This window comes from Sphingomonas sp. S-NIH.Pt3_0716 (genome assembly GCF_003950715.1).
In the GTDB taxonomy this organism is placed as follows: domain Bacteria; phylum Pseudomonadota; class Alphaproteobacteria; order Sphingomonadales; family Sphingomonadaceae; genus Sphingobium; species Sphingobium yanoikuyae_A.
This window is the reverse complement of record NZ_QLJK01000004.1, coordinates 37770-54917: the sequence shown is the minus strand read 5'-3', so window position 1 is coordinate 54917 and position 17148 is coordinate 37770. Positions and strand designations below refer to the sequence as shown.

Annotated in this window: 19 protein-coding genes; 9 read left to right on the top strand and 10 right to left on the bottom strand. The window is 64.6% G+C overall.

What is annotated here, in order from left to right; translation table 11 throughout:
* Positions 1 to 38 precede the first annotated feature (38 nt).
* Together BRX37_RS04160 and BRX37_RS04155 are read left to right on the top strand one after the other, a co-directional pair.
* A complete protein-coding gene (locus BRX37_RS04160) occupies positions 39 to 1157 on the top strand; it encodes a zinc-binding dehydrogenase (RefSeq protein WP_125985645.1) in 1119 nt (372 codons plus the stop codon).
* 37 nt (positions 1158 to 1194) lie between these two features.
* Positions 1195 to 1722 (top strand): GNAT family N-acetyltransferase, encoded by a 528-nt coding sequence (locus BRX37_RS04155; protein ID WP_125985644.1) that lies wholly within the window; start codon positions 1195 to 1197, stop codon positions 1720 to 1722.
* Positions 1723 to 1802: 80 nt separating this feature from the next.
* Here BRX37_RS04155 and infC read toward each other — a convergent pair whose 3' ends face one another.
* Both infC and thrS read right to left on the bottom strand, forming a co-directional pair.
* A complete protein-coding gene (infC, locus tag BRX37_RS04150; RefSeq protein ID WP_029547879.1) occupies positions 1803 to 2336 on the bottom strand; it encodes a translation initiation factor IF-3 in 534 nt (177 codons plus the stop codon).
* A 127-nt stretch (positions 2337 to 2463) separates the two neighbouring features.
* Complete coding sequence (thrS, locus tag BRX37_RS04145; protein ID WP_125985750.1) at positions 2464 to 4446, bottom strand: threonine--tRNA ligase; 1983 nt, start codon at positions 4444 to 4446, stop codon at positions 2464 to 2466.
* A 170-nt stretch (positions 4447 to 4616) separates the two neighbouring features.
* Here thrS and BRX37_RS04140 point away from each other — a divergent pair, with 170 nt between their 5' ends.
* The 3 genes from BRX37_RS04140 to BRX37_RS04130 all read left to right on the top strand — a co-directional run bounded on the left by BRX37_RS04140 (position 4617) and on the right by BRX37_RS04130 (position 5924).
* Positions 4617 to 5054, top strand: coding sequence for an ExbD/TolR family protein (locus BRX37_RS04140; protein ID WP_125985643.1), 438 nt, complete (start codon positions 4617 to 4619; stop codon positions 5052 to 5054).
* Between the two features lie 94 nt (positions 5055 to 5148).
* Positions 5149 to 5736: a hypothetical protein gene (locus BRX37_RS04135; protein ID WP_125985642.1), complete on the top strand. Its 588-nt coding sequence runs from the start codon at positions 5149 to 5151 to the stop codon at positions 5734 to 5736.
* A complete protein-coding gene (locus BRX37_RS04130; protein WP_125985641.1) occupies positions 5733 to 5924 on the top strand; it encodes a helix-turn-helix transcriptional regulator in 192 nt (63 codons plus the stop codon). Before BRX37_RS04135 ends, BRX37_RS04130 begins: the two co-directional genes overlap by 4 nt.
* Position 5925: 1 nt before the next feature.
* Here BRX37_RS04130 and BRX37_RS04125 read toward each other — a convergent pair whose 3' ends face one another.
* The 7 genes from BRX37_RS04125 to BRX37_RS04095 are packed head-to-tail and all read right to left on the bottom strand — an operon-like array spanning position 5926 to position 11457.
* Positions 5926 to 6291 (bottom strand): DsrE family protein, encoded by a 366-nt coding sequence (locus BRX37_RS04125; RefSeq protein ID WP_206434112.1) that lies wholly within the window; start codon positions 6289 to 6291, stop codon positions 5926 to 5928.
* A complete protein-coding gene (locus BRX37_RS04120) occupies positions 6279 to 7046 on the bottom strand; it encodes a HesA/MoeB/ThiF family protein (RefSeq protein ID WP_125985640.1) in 768 nt (255 codons plus the stop codon). Before BRX37_RS04120 ends, BRX37_RS04125 begins: the two co-directional genes overlap by 13 nt.
* Positions 7043 to 7447, bottom strand: a complete 405-nt coding sequence (locus tag BRX37_RS04115) for a hypothetical protein (protein ID WP_125985639.1) — start codon at positions 7445 to 7447, stop codon at positions 7043 to 7045. The genes BRX37_RS04120 and BRX37_RS04115 overlap by 4 nt, the downstream gene beginning before the upstream one ends.
* Before the next feature lie 5 nt (positions 7448 to 7452).
* Positions 7453 to 7908, bottom strand: a complete 456-nt coding sequence (gene dut / locus BRX37_RS04110) for a dUTP diphosphatase (RefSeq protein WP_125985638.1) — start codon at positions 7906 to 7908, stop codon at positions 7453 to 7455.
* Positions 7883 to 9127 carry a bifunctional phosphopantothenoylcysteine decarboxylase/phosphopantothenate--cysteine ligase CoaBC gene (gene coaBC / locus BRX37_RS04105; RefSeq protein WP_125985637.1) on the bottom strand — a complete coding sequence of 415 codons (1245 nt, stop codon included), beginning with the start codon at positions 9125 to 9127 and terminating at the stop codon, positions 7883 to 7885. Before coaBC ends, dut begins: the two co-directional genes overlap by 26 nt.
* Positions 9128 to 9176: 49 nt before the next feature.
* Positions 9177 to 10718, bottom strand: coding sequence for a 2-polyprenylphenol 6-hydroxylase (ubiB, locus tag BRX37_RS04100; RefSeq protein WP_125985636.1), 1542 nt, complete (start codon positions 10716 to 10718; stop codon positions 9177 to 9179).
* 7 nt (positions 10719 to 10725) lie between these two features.
* Positions 10726 to 11457 (bottom strand): class I SAM-dependent methyltransferase, encoded by a 732-nt coding sequence (locus BRX37_RS04095; protein WP_010335632.1) that lies wholly within the window; start codon positions 11455 to 11457, stop codon positions 10726 to 10728.
* Positions 11458 to 11637: 180 nt separating this feature from the next.
* Here BRX37_RS04095 and mutM point away from each other — a divergent pair, with 180 nt between their 5' ends.
* From mutM to BRX37_RS04075, 4 genes are all read left to right on the top strand, one after another.
* Entirely contained in the window at positions 11638 to 12450 is an 813-nt protein-coding gene (mutM, locus tag BRX37_RS04090) for a bifunctional DNA-formamidopyrimidine glycosylase/DNA-(apurinic or apyrimidinic site) lyase (protein WP_125985635.1), read from the top strand.
* 117 nt (positions 12451 to 12567) lie between these two features.
* Complete coding sequence (gene rpsT / locus BRX37_RS04085; RefSeq protein ID WP_010335635.1) at positions 12568 to 12831, top strand: 30S ribosomal protein S20; 264 nt, start codon at positions 12568 to 12570, stop codon at positions 12829 to 12831.
* Positions 12832 to 13262: 431 nt separating this feature from the next.
* On the top strand, positions 13263 to 14681 hold the full coding sequence (gene dnaA / locus BRX37_RS04080) for a chromosomal replication initiator protein DnaA (RefSeq protein WP_004210320.1): 1419 nt from the start codon (positions 13263 to 13265) through the stop codon (positions 14679 to 14681).
* 67 nt (positions 14682 to 14748) lie between these two features.
* Entirely contained in the window at positions 14749 to 15366 is a 618-nt protein-coding gene (locus BRX37_RS04075) for a peptidylprolyl isomerase (RefSeq protein ID WP_125985634.1), read from the top strand.
* 10 nt (positions 15367 to 15376) lie between these two features.
* Here the strand turns inward: BRX37_RS04075 and BRX37_RS04070 are convergent, their stop codons facing one another.
* Positions 15377 to 17071: a putative bifunctional diguanylate cyclase/phosphodiesterase gene (locus tag BRX37_RS04070; RefSeq protein WP_125985633.1), complete on the bottom strand. Its 1695-nt coding sequence runs from the start codon at positions 17069 to 17071 to the stop codon at positions 15377 to 15379.
* Between the last annotated feature and the right edge of the window lie 77 nt (positions 17072 to 17148).

The window sequence follows — 17148 nt, the reverse complement described above, 5'->3', positions numbered from 1 at the left end:
GGCTAAGTCCAAATCATCGCCGCCAAGGGAGCCTCCTCATGTCCGACATCACCGGTCTGCAAATTCTTTCGACCCTCACGCCCGATGGCCGCCTGACCGTATCGCTGGCAGAACAGACCCTGCCAGCGCCGACCGGATCTCAGGTCGTGCTGCGGGTCGAGGCGGCGCCGATCAATCCATCCGATCTCGGGTTGCTGCTGGCGTCGGCCGATGTCGACCATGCCGAATATGGCGATGGTTATCTGGTGGCGCAGATGCCCGAGGCGTCGATGCGCGCCATGGCCTCGCGCCTGGGTGAAGCGATGCCGGTCGGCAATGAAGGGGCTGGCACGGTGATCGCAGCGGGCGAAGCGGCGGAGGCGCAGGCGCTGCTCGGCAAGCGCGTCACCTGCGTGCCGGGCGGCATGTACGCCCAATATCGGCTGGTCGATGCGCGCGCCTGCATGGTCTTGCCGGATGGCGCCACGGCGGAGCAGGGGGCGTCGGCCTTCGTCAATCCGATGACCGCGCTCGGCTTCGTCGAAACCATGCGGGCGGAGGGGCACAAGGCGCTGGTCCATACCGCGGCCGCCTCCAACCTTGGCCAGATGCTCGTCAAAATCTGCCAGGCGGACGACATCCCGCTGGTCAATATCGTCCGCAGCCCGGCGCAGGTCGCGCTGCTGCGCGATCTGGGCGCGCGCCATGTGCTCGACAGCACGGCCGATGATTTTGCCGAACGGCTGGTCGCCGCTCTGACCGAAACGGGGGCGACCATTGCCTTCGATGCGATTGGCGGCGGATCGCTGGTCAGCCGGATCTTGGGCGCGATGGAGCAGGTGGCGAGTGCGGGCGCCACCTATAGCCGCTATGGCTCCGCCACCATGAAGCAGGCCTATATCTATGGCGCGCTCGACCTGTCGCCGACCCTGCTGACGCGTAGTTTCGGCTTCAGCTGGCGGGTCGGTGGCTGGCTGCTGACGCCTTTCCTGGCGCAGGCGGGGGCGGAAACGGTGGAGCGGATGCGTGCCCGCGTGCGCGACAATCTCACCGGCCTCTTCGCCAGCCACTACAAGGCGCGCCTGTCGCTCAGGGATGCGCTGACGCGCGACGCGGTGCTGGCCTATAATGCCCGCCGCACCGGCGAGAAATATCTGATCGTGCCGAACGCCGCCTGATCCTTGACATGCACCGATCCTGGAGTGACCTGCGCCAATGACCATTCGGGATGCCAGCCCGGCCGATGCGCCGGCCATCGTGGCCATCTATAATGACGCGGTCGTCAACACGACGGCGATCTGGAACGAGCATCAGGTGGATGCCGCCAATCGCCGCGCCTGGCTGACGGAGCGGCAGGGGCAGGGCTATCCGGTGCTGGTCGCGGTCGATGCTCTGGGCGGCGTGGTTGGCTATGCCTCCTTTGGCGACTGGCGCGCCTGGGATGGCTATCGCAACACGGTCGAACATTCGGTCTATGTCCGCGCCGATCAGCGTGGGGCGGGAATCGGCAAGGCGCTGATGCTCGCCCTGATCGATCGTGCCCGCGCAATCGGCAAGCATGTCATGGTCGCCGGCATCGAGGCCGGCAATATCGGGTCGATCCGGTTGCACGAGCGGCTGGGCTTCACCCAGGTCGGTCTGTTGCCGCAGGTTGGCATGAAATTCGGCCGATGGCTCGACCTGGCCTTCCTGCAACTGACGCTGGATGCACGCGCCACGCCTGACACGTCGTTGATCGAATAAGCCGCGCTCAAATGCGTATCGGGCGGAGTCTGTCGCCAGACCCCGCCCGATACGCATGTTCTTCGATGTCGCGGCGCCGCTTATTTCGGCGAGAGCACCATCAGCATCTGGCGGCCTTCCATGCGCGGATAGGCTTCGACCTTGGCGATCTCGGCGACATTTTCCGCCACGCGCTGCAGCAGGTTCATGCCCAGTTGCTGGTGGCTGAGTTCGCGGCCGCGGAAGCGCAGGGTGATCTTCACCTTGTCGCCATCGCCGATGAAATCATGGACCTTCTTCATCTTCGTATCATAATCATGATCGTCGATGTTCGGACGCATCTTGATCTCTTTGAGTTCCTGCGTCTTCTGGGTCTTGCGGGCGATGTTCGCCTTCTTCTGGGCCTCGTACTTGAACTTGCCGATGTCCAGGAACTTGCAGACTGGCGGATCGGCGTTGGGCGACACTTCGACCAGGTCCAAGCCAACGTCGGCGGCCTGCTCGATCGCCTCCTGCGTAAACATCACGCCCAGATTTTCGCCTTCGTCATCGATCACGCGCACCTTGGGCACGGTGATGAATTCGTTATACCGGGGGCCGGACTTCGGCGGCGGCGCCAGTGGGCGGCGCATCATCGGGGGACGTATAGCAGCTTCTCCTGAGTCTATTAAAACCGAGTGGCTCTTAGCGGCTTTTCTACAAAACCGAAAGGGGTGCGTGCCTCCGTCGTAACGGAATCACGCACCCTGTGGCATTGCTGCCTCAACCCATATCGGGTGCGCGACCTTCTTTTTCAAGGCGGACAATCACTTCGCTCAGCGAAAGCATGGTCTGGCCATCCTTGCCCAGTTCGCGCAGAGCCACCGTGCCTTCTTCCGCCTCGCGCCGGCCGACGACCAGCAGGTTGGGCACCTTGCCCAGCGAATGTTCGCGCACCTTGTAGTTGATCTTCTCGTTGCGCACGTCGGCCTCGGCACGAATGCCGGCGGCGCGCAGCTTCTCGACCACGTCCAGCGCATAACTATCCGCATCCGACACGATCGTCGCGACCACCGCCTGCACCGGCGCCAGCCACAGCGGGAACTTGCCGGCATAATGTTCGATCAGGATGCCGATGAACCGCTCATAGCTGCCGAAGATCGCACGGTGCAGCATCACCGGCCGATGGCGCTCGCCATCCTCGGCGATGTAGCTGGCGTCGAGCCGTTCGGGCAGCACGCGGTCCGACTGGATGGTGCCGACCTGCCAGGTGCGGCCGATCGCGTCAGTGAGGTGCCATTCCAGCTTGGGCGCATAGAAGGCGCCTTCGCCGGGCAGTTCTTCCCAGCCATATTCCGGCGTGTTGAGGCCGGCGGCGGCAACCGCGTTGCGCAGTTCCTCTTCCGCCTTGTCCCACATCTCCTCGGTGCCGAAGCGCTTTTCCGGGCGGAGCGCCAGCTTGATCGAGTAGGTGAAGCCGAAATCCTTGTAGATCCGGTCGGCCAGCGCACAGAAGGCGCGCACTTCCTCGACGATCTGGTCCTCGCGGCAGAAGATATGGGCGTCGTCCTGGGTGAACTGGCGCACCCGCATCAGGCCGTGCAGCGCGCCATGCGGCTCGTTGCGGTGGCAGCAGCCATTTTCATAGAAGCGCAGCGGCAGGTCGCGATAGCTCTTGATCCCCTGTTTGAAGATCAGGATGTGCGCCGGGCAGTTCATCGGCTTGAGCGCCATCCAGTCGACATCGTCCGACACCAGCGGGCCTTCGTCCGCCACGTTGGGCACTTCGTCGGGGATGACGAACATATTCTCGCGATATTTGCCCCAATGGCCGGACTGCTCCCACTGGCGCGCGTCCATCACCTGCGGGGTCTTCACCTCGCGATAGCCGGCATCGTCGATCGCGCGGCGCATATAGGCTTCCAGCTCGCGCCAGATCAGATAGCCCTTGGGGTGCCAGAAGACAGACCCGTGCGCTTCCTGCTGGAGGTGGAACAGGTCCATCTCCGCGCCCAGCTTGCGATGGTCGCGCTTGCCGGCCTCTTCCAGCCGGGTCAGATGCTCATTGAGCTGCTTCTTGTTGAGCCAGCCGGTGCCATAGATGCGGCTCAGCATCGCATTCTTCTGGTCGCCGCGCCAGTAAGCGCCCGACACGCGGGTCAGCTTGAACGCGGCCGGGTCCAGCTTGCCGGTGGAGGCCAGATGCGGGCCACGGCACATGTCGTACCAGCCGTCACCACTATGATAGACGGTCAGTTCCTCGCCCTGCGGCAGTTCGGCCGCCCATTGCGCCTTGAACGTCTCGCCGGCCGCTTCCCACTGGGCGATCAGCGTGTCGCGGGCGATCACTTCGCGGCGCAGCGGCTTGTTGGCGGCGATGATCTTGCGCATCTCCGCCTCGATCGCGGGCAGGTCTTCCTCGGTGAAAGGGCGATCCTTGGGCGCGAAATCATAATAGAAACCATCGTCGGTCGCCGGGCCGAAGGTGATCTGCGTGCCGGGGAACAGCGCCTGCACCGCTTCGGCCAGCACATGGGCGAAATCGTGGCGCGCCAGTTCCAGCGCGTCGGCCTCGTCCTTCGCCGTCACCAGCGCGAGCTGCGAATCCTGTTCCAGCGGGCGCATGATGTCGCGCAGCTCGCCGTCGACCTTCGCGGCGATCGCCGCCTTGGCCAGGCCCGGCCCGATCGCCGCTGCAATGTCTGCCGGGGTAGTGCCGGGCGCGACTTCACGCACGGAACCATCGGGCAGGGTGATCTTGAGCATGGCGGACACGGGGGGTCTTTCTGTGAAATGTTCAGGTTGCACGGCCCAAAAAGCCGCGCCTTCCCCATAAATGGGCGGTCTGCCCTGTCAATAGAAGGCCTCTTGCCAAGAGTCACCCATGGGCGCATGTTTTATGTCCTGATATATCATTATTGGTGCAGGAGGGACTTATGGCTTTGAGCTTTGCAAAATCCCGTGGCGCACAGGATGACGCGCCGATGGGCGAGATGAACACGACGCCGCTGATCGACGTCATGCTCGTGCTGCTGATCATGTTCATCATCACCATCCCGATCCAGACCCACAGCGTGGGCATCAACCTGCCCCAGGCGCCGGTCGATACCAGCCTGCCCCAACCCGATCCGATCAAGAACAAGGTGACGATCGACGCATCGGGCGTGGTCCGCTGGAACGGCATGGCGGTTGATGCCCTGACGCTGCGCCGCTATCTCGCCCAGACGCTGGCTCTGCCGGTCGAGCCGGAACTGCAATTCCAGCCGGATGCCGCCGCCCGCTATCTGGTGGTCGACCAGACCCTGGCCGACATCCGCCGTTCCGGCGTCACCAAGCTCGGCTTTGTCGGCAATGAGCGCTATGGCCAGTTCTGACAAGGATACGCGATAAAATGTAAAGTTACGTTGACTCTCTGCTTCCTATTTCTGTAAAGGACGCTTGACCCTTTCAGAGCAGGAGGCACGAGTCATGATCGCCCCGGAACCCATCCACCGCTTTCCCTGGCGCATCTGCGCGGCCGCCGCGCTGTTCACGGTGCTGATGGTCGCCGCTGCCGTCGCCGCCAACATCTTCACCATCAGCGGCAACGGCAAATTGCCGCTGATGGTGCCGGGCCTGCTGGCGCTGGGCTGGTTGATCTGGGAAGCGATGCGGTTGGCGCGCGGCGTGCCGGGATCGGCGATCGCCCGCTATATCGGCCGGGTCGTGCCGCTGATGATCGCCAATATCGTCACCGTGGTCGCGGCCATCACCATCCAGCGCGAATGGCATCCGGCGGGCATCTGGGCCGTGCTCGTCGCCTTGCTGCCGGCGCCGCCGCTGATCGGCTTCATCTGGGCGATGGGCCGGCTGCTGGTGGAAGAGGCCGACGAATATCTGCGCATGGTCCATGCCCGGCGCGCGCTGATCGCGGCCGGTTTCATGCTGGTCATCACCACCGTCTGGGGCCTGCTCGAAGGATCGGGCCTTGCCCCCCATGCGCCCGCCTATGCCGCCTTCATCCTGTGGAATTTGGGCCTGCTGCTGGCGCCGATCCTGCCCGGTGGCCGCGCATGAAGAACCGGCTCAAGATCTTGCGGGCGGAGCGCGACTGGAACCAGAGCGATCTCGCCGTCCAGCTCGGCATCTCGCGCCAGAGCGTCAACGCGATCGAGACGGGCAAATATGACCCCTCGCTCCCGCTCGCCTTCCGCATCGCCGACCTGTTTGGCTTGAAGATCGAGGATATCTTCCTGTGCGACTGATTCAGGGGATCAGCAGCCGGGCATCGTCGTCGGTCTGTTGCAGGAAGGAAAGCGGGCCGCCAATCTCGACCCCGGCGGGCAGGGCGTCGGCGGACAGGCCCGACAGGGCAAGGCCGCTCTGGCAGGCGATCAGGGCCACCCCCATGTCCAGCGCCTCGGCCAGCAGTTCGGCAAGCGTCGGCAGGCCCGCCGCCTGATGCGCGGCATCTTCCGGCGCGGCCAGCGGTGAGGCCAGCAGCGCCACCGCCTCCAGTTGCAGGAACAGGCTGGCTTCGCCGCCCAGCGCGGCCTGCGCCGTCGCCATCACCAATGCGCCGCGCAGCCGCTCCGCATCGGCCGTGATGACGACGATCCTCAGTGCGCGCACAGTTCCGCCGCGCAGCCCGGACAGGCCGGGTCCTTGGGGACGCCCAGCGTGCGGAACCGCATCGCCAGCAGGTCCGCGATCAGCAACTGTCCCGCCATGTCGGTGCCGAACGGGACCAGCGCCCGGATCACCTCCAGCGCCGCCAGGCTGCCCATCACTCCGGTCAGCGCGCCGATCACACCGGTTTCCGAACAATTGCGTTCGGGCGCGTCAACCGGGCTGCCCACCAGGCAGCGATAGCAGGGCTTGTCCGTCTCCCAGCCGCGATAGGTGGCGAGCTGCCCCTCGAACGGGCCGACTGCCGCCGAGACCAGCGGCATGCGCAGCGCCTGCGCTGCGTCGGCCACCACCAGCCGGGTCGCGAAACTGTCGCACCCGTCCAGCACGACATCGGCCTCGCGCAGCAGCATCGCGGCATTGTCCGCATCGATCCGCGCGTTGATCGGGATCAGCTTGATGTCGGGATTGAGGCGTGCAACGGCCGCCATTGCCGCTTCCGCCTTGGGCGCATCGATATCATCGGTGCCGAACAGCACCTGACGCTGCAGGTTGGACAGGGCGACGGCGTCATCGTCGATCACCCGGATCGTGCCGACGCCGGCGGCCGCCAGATAGAGGATGGCTGGGCTGCCGATGCCGCCCGCGCCGATTACCGCGACATCGGCCGACAGCAGCCGGGCCTGGCCGGCGCCGCCAATTTCCTTCAGCACGATATGCCGGGCATAGCGCTCCAGTTGATCGTCGGTCAGCGTCACGGCGCATCCGACCAGAGGAACCGCACCTGCGAGCGCATCCATACCGGTTCGGCCGAGCCGGTCTTGGGGAAGCTGCGGCTGAGCGAACTCAGAATGCGGTTGCTGACGAATTTTTCCACGCCCGGGCAACTGGCATTGACCGGGGCGATCTTCATCAGCTTGCCGTCCCCGCTCAGCAGGAACAGCATGTCCATTTCCAGATATTGCGATCCCTGGCGATTGACCGCACCGCTGCACGCGCCACGCCGATAGAGCTTGGCGACCTCTTCCGACCATTGCGGCGAATTCTTGCGTCCCAGCCAGTCGGGAATCTCCGGTACTTCGCTCAGATCCTGCGGCATGGGCTGCGCAGCCTGCGGCGTGGCAGCGGCAAGCATCAGCGAAAGCAGCGGCGTCATCATGATGGTCACACTCCCGTAGAACCGAAGCCGCCCTGTCCCCGGACGGTATCGTCGAGCATATCGACCTCGACGAAGCTCGCAAGCTGAACCGGCGCGACCACCAGTTGCGCGATGCGATCGCCCCGCTTGATCGGGAAGGGATCGGCGCCATGGTTGATCAGCAACACCTTGAGTTCGCCGCGATAATCGGCATCGATCGTGCCGGGGGCGTTGGGCAGGGTGATGCCATGTTTCAGCGCCAGGCCGGACCGGGGCCGCACCTGAATCTCATAGCCTTCGGGGATCGCCAGCGCGAAACCGGTCGCGACCGGATGGCGATCGCCGGGATTGAGGGTGATCTCCTCGGCCGATACCACGTCCATGCCGGCGGCGTGCGCGGTGGCATAGGCGGGGACGGGGAGCCCTTCGCCATTGGACAGGCGCATGAGCTGGATATCAATCGGCGGCAGGGGAGAGGGCATTGGCAACCTTTTCGATGAGTTTGGTGGCGACATCGCTCTTGGCCATGGCGGCCCAGCTTTCGATGCCGGTGGATGTGACGATCTGGACGCTGTTGCTGTCGCCGCCCATGACGTCGCCGGACACGTCATTGGCGACGATCCAGTCGGCGCCCTTGCGGGTCAGCTTGGCCTGCGCATGTTCGGCGATCTTCTGGGTTTCGGCGGCAAAGCCGATCAGCAGGCGGGGTCGGCGGACATGATGGCCCAGCGTCGCCAATATGTCGGGATTCTCGACCAGGCTAAGCGGCGCGGGCGCGCCCGATCCGTCCTTCTTCAGCTTCTGCTCGGCCGCGTCGGCGGTGCGCCAGTCGGCAACGGCCGCGACCATGATCGCTGCGTCGGCGGGCAGCGCGTCTTCGACCGCCGCCAGCATCTCGCGCGCGGTCTCGACATCGATGCGGGTGACACCGGCGGGCGTGGGCAGATGCACGGGGCCCGCCACTAAAGTCACCTTCGCCCCGGCACGCGCAGCGGCGGCGGCGATAGCAAAACCCTGTTTGCCCGAAGAGCGATTGGCGATGTAGCGCACCGGATCGATAGGCTCATGCGTCGGCCCGGCCGTCACCAATATATGCCGTCCGGTCAGCGGTTCATCCGCGCCGGCGAAATCCGGCTGACCCGCCAGCGGATCGGGCAGGGGCGGGGCGGCCAGCAGGCGCCCGATCTCGGTCGCGATCGCTTCCGGCTCGGGCAGGCGGCCCTTGCCATATTCGCCGCAGGCCATCTCGCCATCGTCGGGCGTCATGATGTGAATGCCGTCGGTATGAAGCTGCGCCAGGTTCCGTTGCGTCGCTTTGTGGTGCCACATGCGCACGTTCATCGCCGGCACCGCCAGCACCGGCTTGTCGGTCGCGAGCAGGATGGTGGTGGCAAGATCATCGGCAATGCCCGCCGCCATCTTGGCCAGGATATTGGCGGTGGCCGGCGCTACGACGATCAGGTCCGCCTGCCGCGACAGCTGGATATGGCCGATCTCGCGTTCTTCCTTGAGGTCGAACATGTCGCCATAGACATGATCCTCGGTCAGCACGCCCAGGCTCAGCGGTGTGACGAACTGCTGCGCGCTTTCGGTCAGCACCGCCCGCACGGCAATGCCGCGCTTGCGCAACTGGCGCACCAGTTCCAGCGACTTATAGGCCGCAATGCCGCCGGAGACGATGAGAAGGACACGCTGGGTCATGGCCAACATTTGGTCGTGCGACCGGGACTTGTCCAGCCCGGTCGCCGACTTAGAAGAAGGTCGTGGCGGCGGCCATCGCCCCGGCGCCGATCGCCGCCGCCAGCAGCGCAACCAGCCCATAGCGCCAGCCGCCGCCCACCTGGATCAGCTTCACGTCGCCCAGCGGCAGCGGCGGCGGGGCACCGCCCTTTTCGGGGAAGGCGTCTTCGATGCGGCGGACCAGCGCAGGCAGCCGCTGAATCAGGCGCCAATTCTCGATCAGCGCATCAGCGGCCTTGGCTTCCGGCCCCAATTCGGTGCGCAGCCATTCCTTCACATAGGGGCCGCTCGTCTCCCACATGTTGATTTCGGGATCGAGCTGATGGGCGACGCCCTCGACCATCACCATCGTCTTCTGCAGCAGCAGCAGATGCGGCTGGGTCTGCATGTCGAAATCGCGGGTGATGGCGAACAGTCCGTCCAGCATACCGCCGACCGACAATTCGCTCGCCGGCTTGCCGCGCATCGGTTCGCCTACGGCGCGCAGTGCGGTGGCGAATTCGTCGACATTATGATGGCCGGGCACATATTGCGCCTCGAAATGGATTTCGGCGACGCGCTTGTAGTTGCCGGTGATCAGGCCATAGAGAATCTCGGCCAGCCACATGCGCGCGCGCCGATCGATCCGCCCCATGATGCCGAAATCGATCGCGACGATGTCGCCATTGCCCTTCACGAACAAATTGCCCTGATGCATGTCCGCGTGGAAGAATCCCTCGGCGATCGCCTGGCGCAGGAAGGCGTTGACCAGCCGCGCGGCGATGTCTTTGAGGTCATGGCCGGCGGCGATCAGCGCATCGCGATCGGAGATCTTGATGCCGTCGATCCATTCCATCGTCATGACCTTGCCGGTCGTGCGATCCCAGTCGATGGCGGGAATGCGATAGCCGGGCATCGCTTCCATCGCTTCGGCCAGTTCCGATGCCGATGCCGCTTCGCGCCGCAGGTCCAGCTCGCGCGCGGTCCAGCGCTTCATATTGGCGATGACCAGACGCGGGCGCAGGCGGGCGACTTCGCCACCCAGCATCTCGACATGAGCGGCGGCCCATTCATAGGTCTGGATGTCGCGGTTGAACTGGTCGATCACGCCGGGCCGGATCACCTTGACCGCGACCTCGCGGCCGTCGCTGGTAACGGCGCGATGCACCTGCGCGATTGACGCGGCTCCGACGGGCTGCTCGTCGAAGCGGGCATAGACCTGCTCCAGCGGCCGGCCGAAACTCTGCTCGACCTGCGCGCGGATCGTGTCGAACGGAACCGGGGGCAGGGCGTCCTGCAGCCGTAGCAGGTCGTTCGCCGCCTCCTCACCGACCAGATCGGGGCGGGTCGCCAGCGTCTGGCCCAGCTTGATCGCGGCCGGGCCGATCGACTGGAACGCGTCGGCATAGCGCGGCTGCTTGGGAACGCGCGCGCCGAAGCGAGCGAGACGCACCAGCCGGCGTACCGGCGTCGGCGTCAGCGGATCGCGTTCAATGCCAGTGAGGGCGCCATGGCGTGCGAGTGTCCGGCCCCATTTCAGGAGCCGCCAGATATGAGTCGCGTGGGTGGTCATGCGGGCGTCAGATCTTCCAGCCCGAATGGATCGCCACCAGTCCGCCCAGGATCGGCTCGACCTTGGTATTCACGAAACCGGCGTCGCGGATCATGCCCTCGAACTTGGGCATGGGCGGGAAGCGGCGGATCGATTCGATCAGATAGCGATAGCTGTCGGCGTCATTGGCGAACAGCTTGCCCAGCTGTGGCACCAGCTTGTGCGAATAGCTGTCATAGACGTCGGAAAAGCCCGGCCAGGTGGTGGTCGAAAATTCCAGGCAGAAGAAGCGCCCGCCGAACTTCAGAACGCGGTGCGCCTCGCGCAGCGCCATGTCGATATGGGTGACGTTGCGGATGCCGAAGGCGATCGTATAGGCGTCGAACTCCCGGTCGCCAAAGGTCAGCGTCTCGGCATTTTGTTCCGACCAGATGAGGCCCTCATAGCCCTTCTTCTGCGCCCGCTCGACGCCAACGGCCAGCATCTCGGGATTGATGTCGGACACGGTGATGTGCGCGCCCAGCTTGTGCATGCGAAAGGCGATGTCGCCGGTGCCGCCGGCCATGTCCAATATCTGTTCGCCCGGCTGCGGCTTCACTCGCTTGACGAACTGGTCCTTCCACAGCCGATGGGCGCCGCCCGACATGGCGTCGTTCATCAGGTCATATTTGGCGGCGACATTGGAGAATACGGCGCGGACCATGCCGGCCTTCTCGGCGGCATCGACGTCGCGATAGCCGAAAGATGCTGTTTCGCTCATGCGGTTCGCTCTAGAGCGTGATCGTGCCAGATGGAAGCGCTATGCGCGCTCACGCGATGCGGCGAATCCCGCTCTTGTGTGATTACGCAGTTTCAGCGTCAGTCCGGCGCGAAGGCATGGGTTGGGCGCTGGGTGTAAACGCCCCTGTCGTTCCGCTATCCGGCATCCTACATAGGGGCCATGCCAGAGCTTCCCGAAGTCGAAACCACCGTTTCCGGCCTGCGATCCGTCTTGCAGGGCGCGACCCTCACACGGGTCGAGCCACGCCGCGCCGATCTGCGCTTCCCGATTCCGGTGGACCTGCGTCAGCGTATGACCGGCGCCACCGTCACGGGACTGTCGCGCCGGGCCAAATATGGCCTCATCGGAACCGATCGCGGCGACATGATGATCTTCCATCTCGGCATGTCGGGGCGTTGGCGAATCGATCCGGCGGAAATCGGGGCGCATGACCATCTGTTGCTGGAGACGGGCAGCGGGCATCTTCTCTCGCTCAACGACCCGCGCCGTTTCGGTTCGCTGGATCTGGTGCGCAGTGATGTCTGGCAGGGCTATGCCCCCTTCACCCGCATGGGGCCGGAACCATTGGGGCCGGATTTCGACGTGGCCTATCTGGCGCAGGCGCTGGATGGCAAGGCAACATCGATCAAGGCGGCGCTGCTCGACCAGCGCATCGTCGCGGGCCTGGGCAATATCTATGTATGCGAAGCGCTGAACATGGCGGGCATCGCCCCGACTCGAGCGGCGGGCCGCATATCGAAGCCCCGGCTCGGCTCGCTGGTGGAGGCGATTCGCACGGTTCTGTCCGCCGCCATCGTCGCCGGCGGTTCCACCCTGCGCGATTATGCGCGGCCGGATGGCGAATTGGGCTATTTCTCCAACCAATGGCGAGTCTATGGGCGCGAAGGACAGATTTGTCCCTGTGGCGGCACCGTGCAACGCCGAGTCGATGGGGGGCGATCGACCTTCCATTGCCCCAAATGCCAGAAATAGCGGGGGGCTCGCTGGTTGACGGCACCCCGGAACAGCTGTAAGGGGCGCACCTTCACGAGGCTGGTTGGCGAATCCGACGGGCCTCTTCCCGAGATTTGATGAGAACCGAGGAATAGAATGGCCAATACGCCGCAAGCCAAGAAGCGCATCCGTCGCAATGAGCGTCGCGCCGCGATCAATGGCGCCCGCATCAGCCGGATCCGCACCCTGGTGAAGAAGGTGGAAGCCGCCATCCTCGCCGGTGACAAGGATGCTGCTGCGACCGCGCTTCAGACTGTCCAGCCCGAACTGGCCCGCGGCGTTGCCCGTGGCGTTCTGCACAAGAACACCGCCGCTCGTAAGTTCGGTCGTCTGACCAAGGCCGTCGGCGCGATCGCCTAAGCCTTACGTTAAGCTACCCGCTTATCTGAAAAGCCCGCTCCGGATCGCCGGAGCGGGCTTTTTCTGCTGGAGTCACGGAATAGTCATTTCCCTGACCCGCGAATTTCTCACGATTCGAGCCAGATCGCCAGAATCGTCGCCAAGTAATTCACTGAAAAATAGCCATAATTTGTGAATCTGCGGTTTTCTGCGGGATTCCCGAGTCAACGTCTTTATTTCAGTTTTTTGAAGCGACCCGCCCTTGATCCGGCGAAGCGGCCCTGTCTATTTTGATCCTCCGGCCGCTGATCGAATCACTTCCTGGCGGTCGTCATAATGTCAGTCGATGTATCAGACTCGGAAGAGCGGGGGCGCTTTTCCGAACCATCTTGTTGCGTCCGATAGTCGTGCCCTCAGGGGCATTTTTGTTGGTATTTTGGGGGCAGCATTCAATGAAGGATAATGCGGCGGTGCTTGGAATTCAGGACGGAGAGGCAGCGGCAGATATGGCCCGCCTGGAATCCGCCTGGACGACCATCCGCACCGGTCTGCGCCGCGACATCGGCGCGCGCATGTTCGACCAATGGTTGAAGCCTGCGCGCCTGGGTGACTATTGCCCCGATTCGCAGACGCTGGATCTCCATTTTGCGTCGGATTTCAGCGCGAATTTTGTTTCCGGCCAGTTTGGCGATCGCCTGCGCATGGCCTGGCGCTGCTCGGGCGCTGGCGTGCGTGAAGTGCGCCTGCGCCGTGCGCCCGATTCGTCGGGCCCGCGCCTGCTGGAAGTGAAGCGCGACGTGGCCGCAGCCGTGACGGCGCCGGCGATCGTTGCCGCTGCGCCGACCGTCGCCTGCAACTTCCAACCGCGCCACGCCTTCGACCAGTTCGTTCCGGGTGAAACAAACCAGCTTGCCTATTCGGCGGCGCTGGCGATGGCGGGCGAAGCGGAGCCACGCTTCACGCCGCTCTTCATCCATGGCGGCACCGGCCAGGGCAAGACGCACCTGCTGCACTCGATCGCGCGGGCCTTCTCGGCCCATTCGCCGAGCGCACCGGTGCTCTACATGTCGGCCGAACGCTTCATGGTGGAGTTCGTCAATGCGATGCGCTCGAACGAGACGATGGCCTTCAAGGCCCGCCTGCGCGCCGCGCGCCTGCTGCTGATCGACGATATCCAGTTCATCGCCGGCAAGGGCTCGACCCAGGAAGAGTTCCTCCACACGATCAACGACCTGATCGATACCGGTGCCCGCATCGTCGTGACCGCCGACCGGGCGCCGCAGATGCTGGATGGCATTGATCCGCGCATCCTGTCGCGTCTGGCGGGCGGCCTGGTGGCCGATATTCGTCCGGCGGGTCTCGACCTGCGCCTGGCGATTCTGGAGGCGCGCCGCGCCCATGCCGGCGATCCGCCGGTGCCCGATGCGGTGATCGACTTCCTTGCCCGTTCGATCCGCTCGAACGTGCGCGAACTGGAAGGCGCGTTCAACAAGCTGGTTGCCTATGGCCAACTGACCGGTCGCTCGATCGATCTGGAATTTGCCCAGACCATGCTCGCCGACGCAGTGCGCGCCAATGTGCGTCGCCTGACCATCGACGAGATCCAGAAGGCCTGCGCCGCGCATTTCAAGATCGACCTGTCGGAAATGAAGTCGAAGCGCCGTGCGCGCGCCGTTGCGCGTCCGCGTCAGGTGGCGATGTATATCTCGAAGAAGATGACGCCGCGCTCGCTGCCGGAAATCGGCCGCACCTTTGGCGGTCGCGATCATAGCACGGTGATTCACGCGGTGCGCACGATCGAGAAGCTGCGTGAAAGCCATCCGGACATGGACGCCGACGTCCGCGCCCTGATGCGCCAGCTGGAAGGCTGATAGCAGCCCCAACCATGGCTGACTCCATGGGCTGACAGGGCAGGGTGGTTGGACTAGGCTTGATGCCATGATCCGCACCCTGGCCCTGTTCCTCCTCGCCGCGCTGGCCTCCGGCTCGCTGCTGGCCCAGTCTCCAACCCCGGTTTCGCCGCCTGCCGCGTCAAGCGATGTGCGGGTAGCGCTCGATACGAGTGCCGGGCGCATCGTGGTGGCGCTGCATCCCGACAAGGCGCCGGTCACGGCCGGCAATTTCCTGCGCTATGTCGATCAGAAACGGTTCGACGGCACCGTCTTCTATCGTGCCGTCGGCGGCCCGGACTATGGCTTCATCCAGGGCGGGACACAGAATGATCCCAAGCGCGTCCTGCCGCCGATCAAGCATGAGCCGACCAGTCAGACGGGCCTCACCCATGATGACGGTGCGCTGTCGATGGCGCGCTATGCACCGGGCAGCGCGACCGGGGATTTCTTCATCGTGCTGGGTAAGATGCCGGCGATGGACGCGCATCCCGAATCGGCCGGCGACAATCAGGGCTTTGCCGTCTTCGCGCATGTGGTCGAGGGGCTGGATATCGTGAAGGCCATCCAGGTCGGTCCGAAATCGCCCACCGCCGGCAATGGCGTGATGAAGGGGCAGATGCTGGAGCCGGTGGTGAAGATCCTGTCGGCCCGTCGCCTGCCCTGAATCGTCCGGCTTAGAGGCTGCGTCGTTCCGTCGGTTCGACGGTGGGCGCGGCGGCATATCGATCTAGATATTGCGCCTCGCCCATCGGCCGGGCGAGATGATAGCCTTGGAACAGGGTGCAGCCGATAACGCGCAGCATGTCCATCTGCGCTTGCGTCTCGACCCCTTCGATCACCACTTCCATGCCAAGGCCCTGAATCAGGCCGACGACCGCGCTGCAGATCGTCCGCGCCTCTGCGGAGGTCGCGATGTCGCGCACCAGGCTGCGGTCTATCTTCACCCGGTCGACCGGCAATTCACGCAGCCGGGCCAGGTTGGAATAGCCGGTGCCGAAATCGTCGATGGCGATTCGCACGCCATCCTGTCGCAGCGCGCTGAGCTGTCCCAGCACGCGTTCGTCCATGTCCATCGCCAGCGATTCGGTGATCTCCAGCTCCAGCATGGGCGGCGGGGTCTGGTGCGTCGCCATGGCATGGCGCAGGCGCAGGAAGAAATCGGCCTGCGCCAGTTCGCGAGTCGAAATATTGATCGCGATTCGCTGATGCACGCCTGATCGCGCCCAGCGCGCAGCGGTCTCGCATACCCGGCTCATGACCCAGTCGCCCAGCGCGACGATCATGCCGCTTTCTTCCGCAACCGGCACGAACGCGCCGGGCATGATCAGCGCGCGTTCGGGATGGACCCAGCGCACCAGCGCCTCGGCCGTGACCGCCTGCGCCACGCCGCCATGGCTCATTTCGATCTGCGGCTGAAATTCCAGCAAAAATTCGTCACGTTCCAGCCCCAGCAGCAGGTCGCGTTCCAGTTCGGCGCGGTCCGCCGCCTCCAGTGCCAGTTCGGCGGTGAACATCTCGGCGCGGCCCCGCCCTTCATGCTTGGCATGATACATGGCGATGTCGGCCGATCGCAGCAGCGCGGACAGGCTGTCGCCATGGTCGGGGTAGCAGGCGATGCCGATCGACGCGCCCAGATCGACATGCTGGCTGCCCAGTTCGAATCGTTCGCCCAGCGCGAACTGGATGGCACGCGCGATGCGTGAAGCCGCATCGCGGTTGGGCAGGGTAGGGAAAAACATGGTGAACTCGTCGCCGGCCAGGCGGCCGATCACGGCGTCGCCCAGACCCGCGCTGACCTGCGCCATCACCACTTCGCGCAGGCGGCCCGCCACCCGCGCCAGCAATTGGTCGCCGGCCGCATGGCCCAGCGTATCGTTGACCGCCTTGAAGCCGTCCAGGTCGATGAAGAACAAGGCGGCCGGTCCCATGCCGCTGCGTTCGACGAGCAGGCGTTCGACCTGCCGGCAGAAGCTGGTGCGGTTGGCAAGGCCGGTCACCTGGTCGAACAGCGCCAATGTCTGGACATGATCCAGATTGGTGCGGACCTGGCTGAACAGGCTTTCCATCGCCATCGACAGGTCGGGCAACTCCAACCCGATCTCGGCGGGGACATGGGAATGAAGATCGCCATGGGCAGCGGCCAGCAGCCGCTCCGTCGCAGTATCGATGGCGCTTGCAGTAGCGGCGATGGTGCGCTGGGCCGACGCCCAACTCATCGTGCCGCACAGGATCGCGATGATCAGGGATCGGCCGACATCGACCAGATCGTCGGCCGCGCCATGGCCCAATAGCAGCGACAGGATGAAGACGAGCGCGCCGGCCGCACAGGCAAAGGCAGCAGCGCGGCTTTTCACTGTCACGCCCTGCATGTGCCTCCCTGCCTGCTCAAAGCCCCCGATAATCGGTGCTGCTGGATCAGGCGGATATGAAGGACAGTGGTTAAGAA

Coding starts and splice junctions, on each gene's coding strand:
- BRX37_RS04140 (WP_125985643.1), top strand. CDS start 4,617: ATGGCTTTGAGCTTTGCAAAATCCCGTGGCGCACAGGATGACGCGCCG.
- dut (WP_125985638.1), bottom strand. CDS start 7,908: ATGCCCTCTCCCCTGCCGCCGATTGATATCCAGCTCATGCGCCTGTCC.
- mutM (WP_125985635.1), top strand. CDS start 11,638: ATGCCAGAGCTTCCCGAAGTCGAAACCACCGTTTCCGGCCTGCGATCC.
- infC (WP_029547879.1), bottom strand. CDS start 2,336: ATGATGCGCCGCCCACTGGCGCCGCCGCCGAAGTCCGGCCCCCGGTAT.
- dnaA (WP_004210320.1), top strand. CDS start 13,263: ATGAAGGATAATGCGGCGGTGCTTGGAATTCAGGACGGAGAGGCAGCG.
- thrS (WP_125985750.1), bottom strand. CDS start 4,446: ATGCTCAAGATCACCCTGCCCGATGGTTCCGTGCGTGAAGTCGCGCCC.
- BRX37_RS04160 (WP_125985645.1), top strand. CDS start 39: ATGTCCGACATCACCGGTCTGCAAATTCTTTCGACCCTCACGCCCGAT.
- BRX37_RS04155 (WP_125985644.1), top strand. CDS start 1,195: ATGACCATTCGGGATGCCAGCCCGGCCGATGCGCCGGCCATCGTGGCC.
- BRX37_RS04115 (WP_125985639.1), bottom strand. CDS start 7,447: ATGATGACGCCGCTGCTTTCGCTGATGCTTGCCGCTGCCACGCCGCAG.
- BRX37_RS04130 (WP_125985641.1), top strand. CDS start 5,733: ATGAAGAACCGGCTCAAGATCTTGCGGGCGGAGCGCGACTGGAACCAG.
- ubiB (WP_125985636.1), bottom strand. CDS start 10,718: ATGACCACCCACGCGACTCATATCTGGCGGCTCCTGAAATGGGGCCGG.
- BRX37_RS04075 (WP_125985634.1), top strand. CDS start 14,749: ATGATCCGCACCCTGGCCCTGTTCCTCCTCGCCGCGCTGGCCTCCGGC.
- rpsT (WP_010335635.1), top strand. CDS start 12,568: ATGGCCAATACGCCGCAAGCCAAGAAGCGCATCCGTCGCAATGAGCGT.
- BRX37_RS04095 (WP_010335632.1), bottom strand. CDS start 11,457: ATGAGCGAAACAGCATCTTTCGGCTATCGCGACGTCGATGCCGCCGAG.
- BRX37_RS04135 (WP_125985642.1), top strand. CDS start 5,149: ATGATCGCCCCGGAACCCATCCACCGCTTTCCCTGGCGCATCTGCGCG.
- coaBC (WP_125985637.1), bottom strand. CDS start 9,127: ATGACCCAGCGTGTCCTTCTCATCGTCTCCGGCGGCATTGCGGCCTAT.
- BRX37_RS04070 (WP_125985633.1), bottom strand. CDS start 17,071: ATGCAGGGCGTGACAGTGAAAAGCCGCGCTGCTGCCTTTGCCTGTGCG.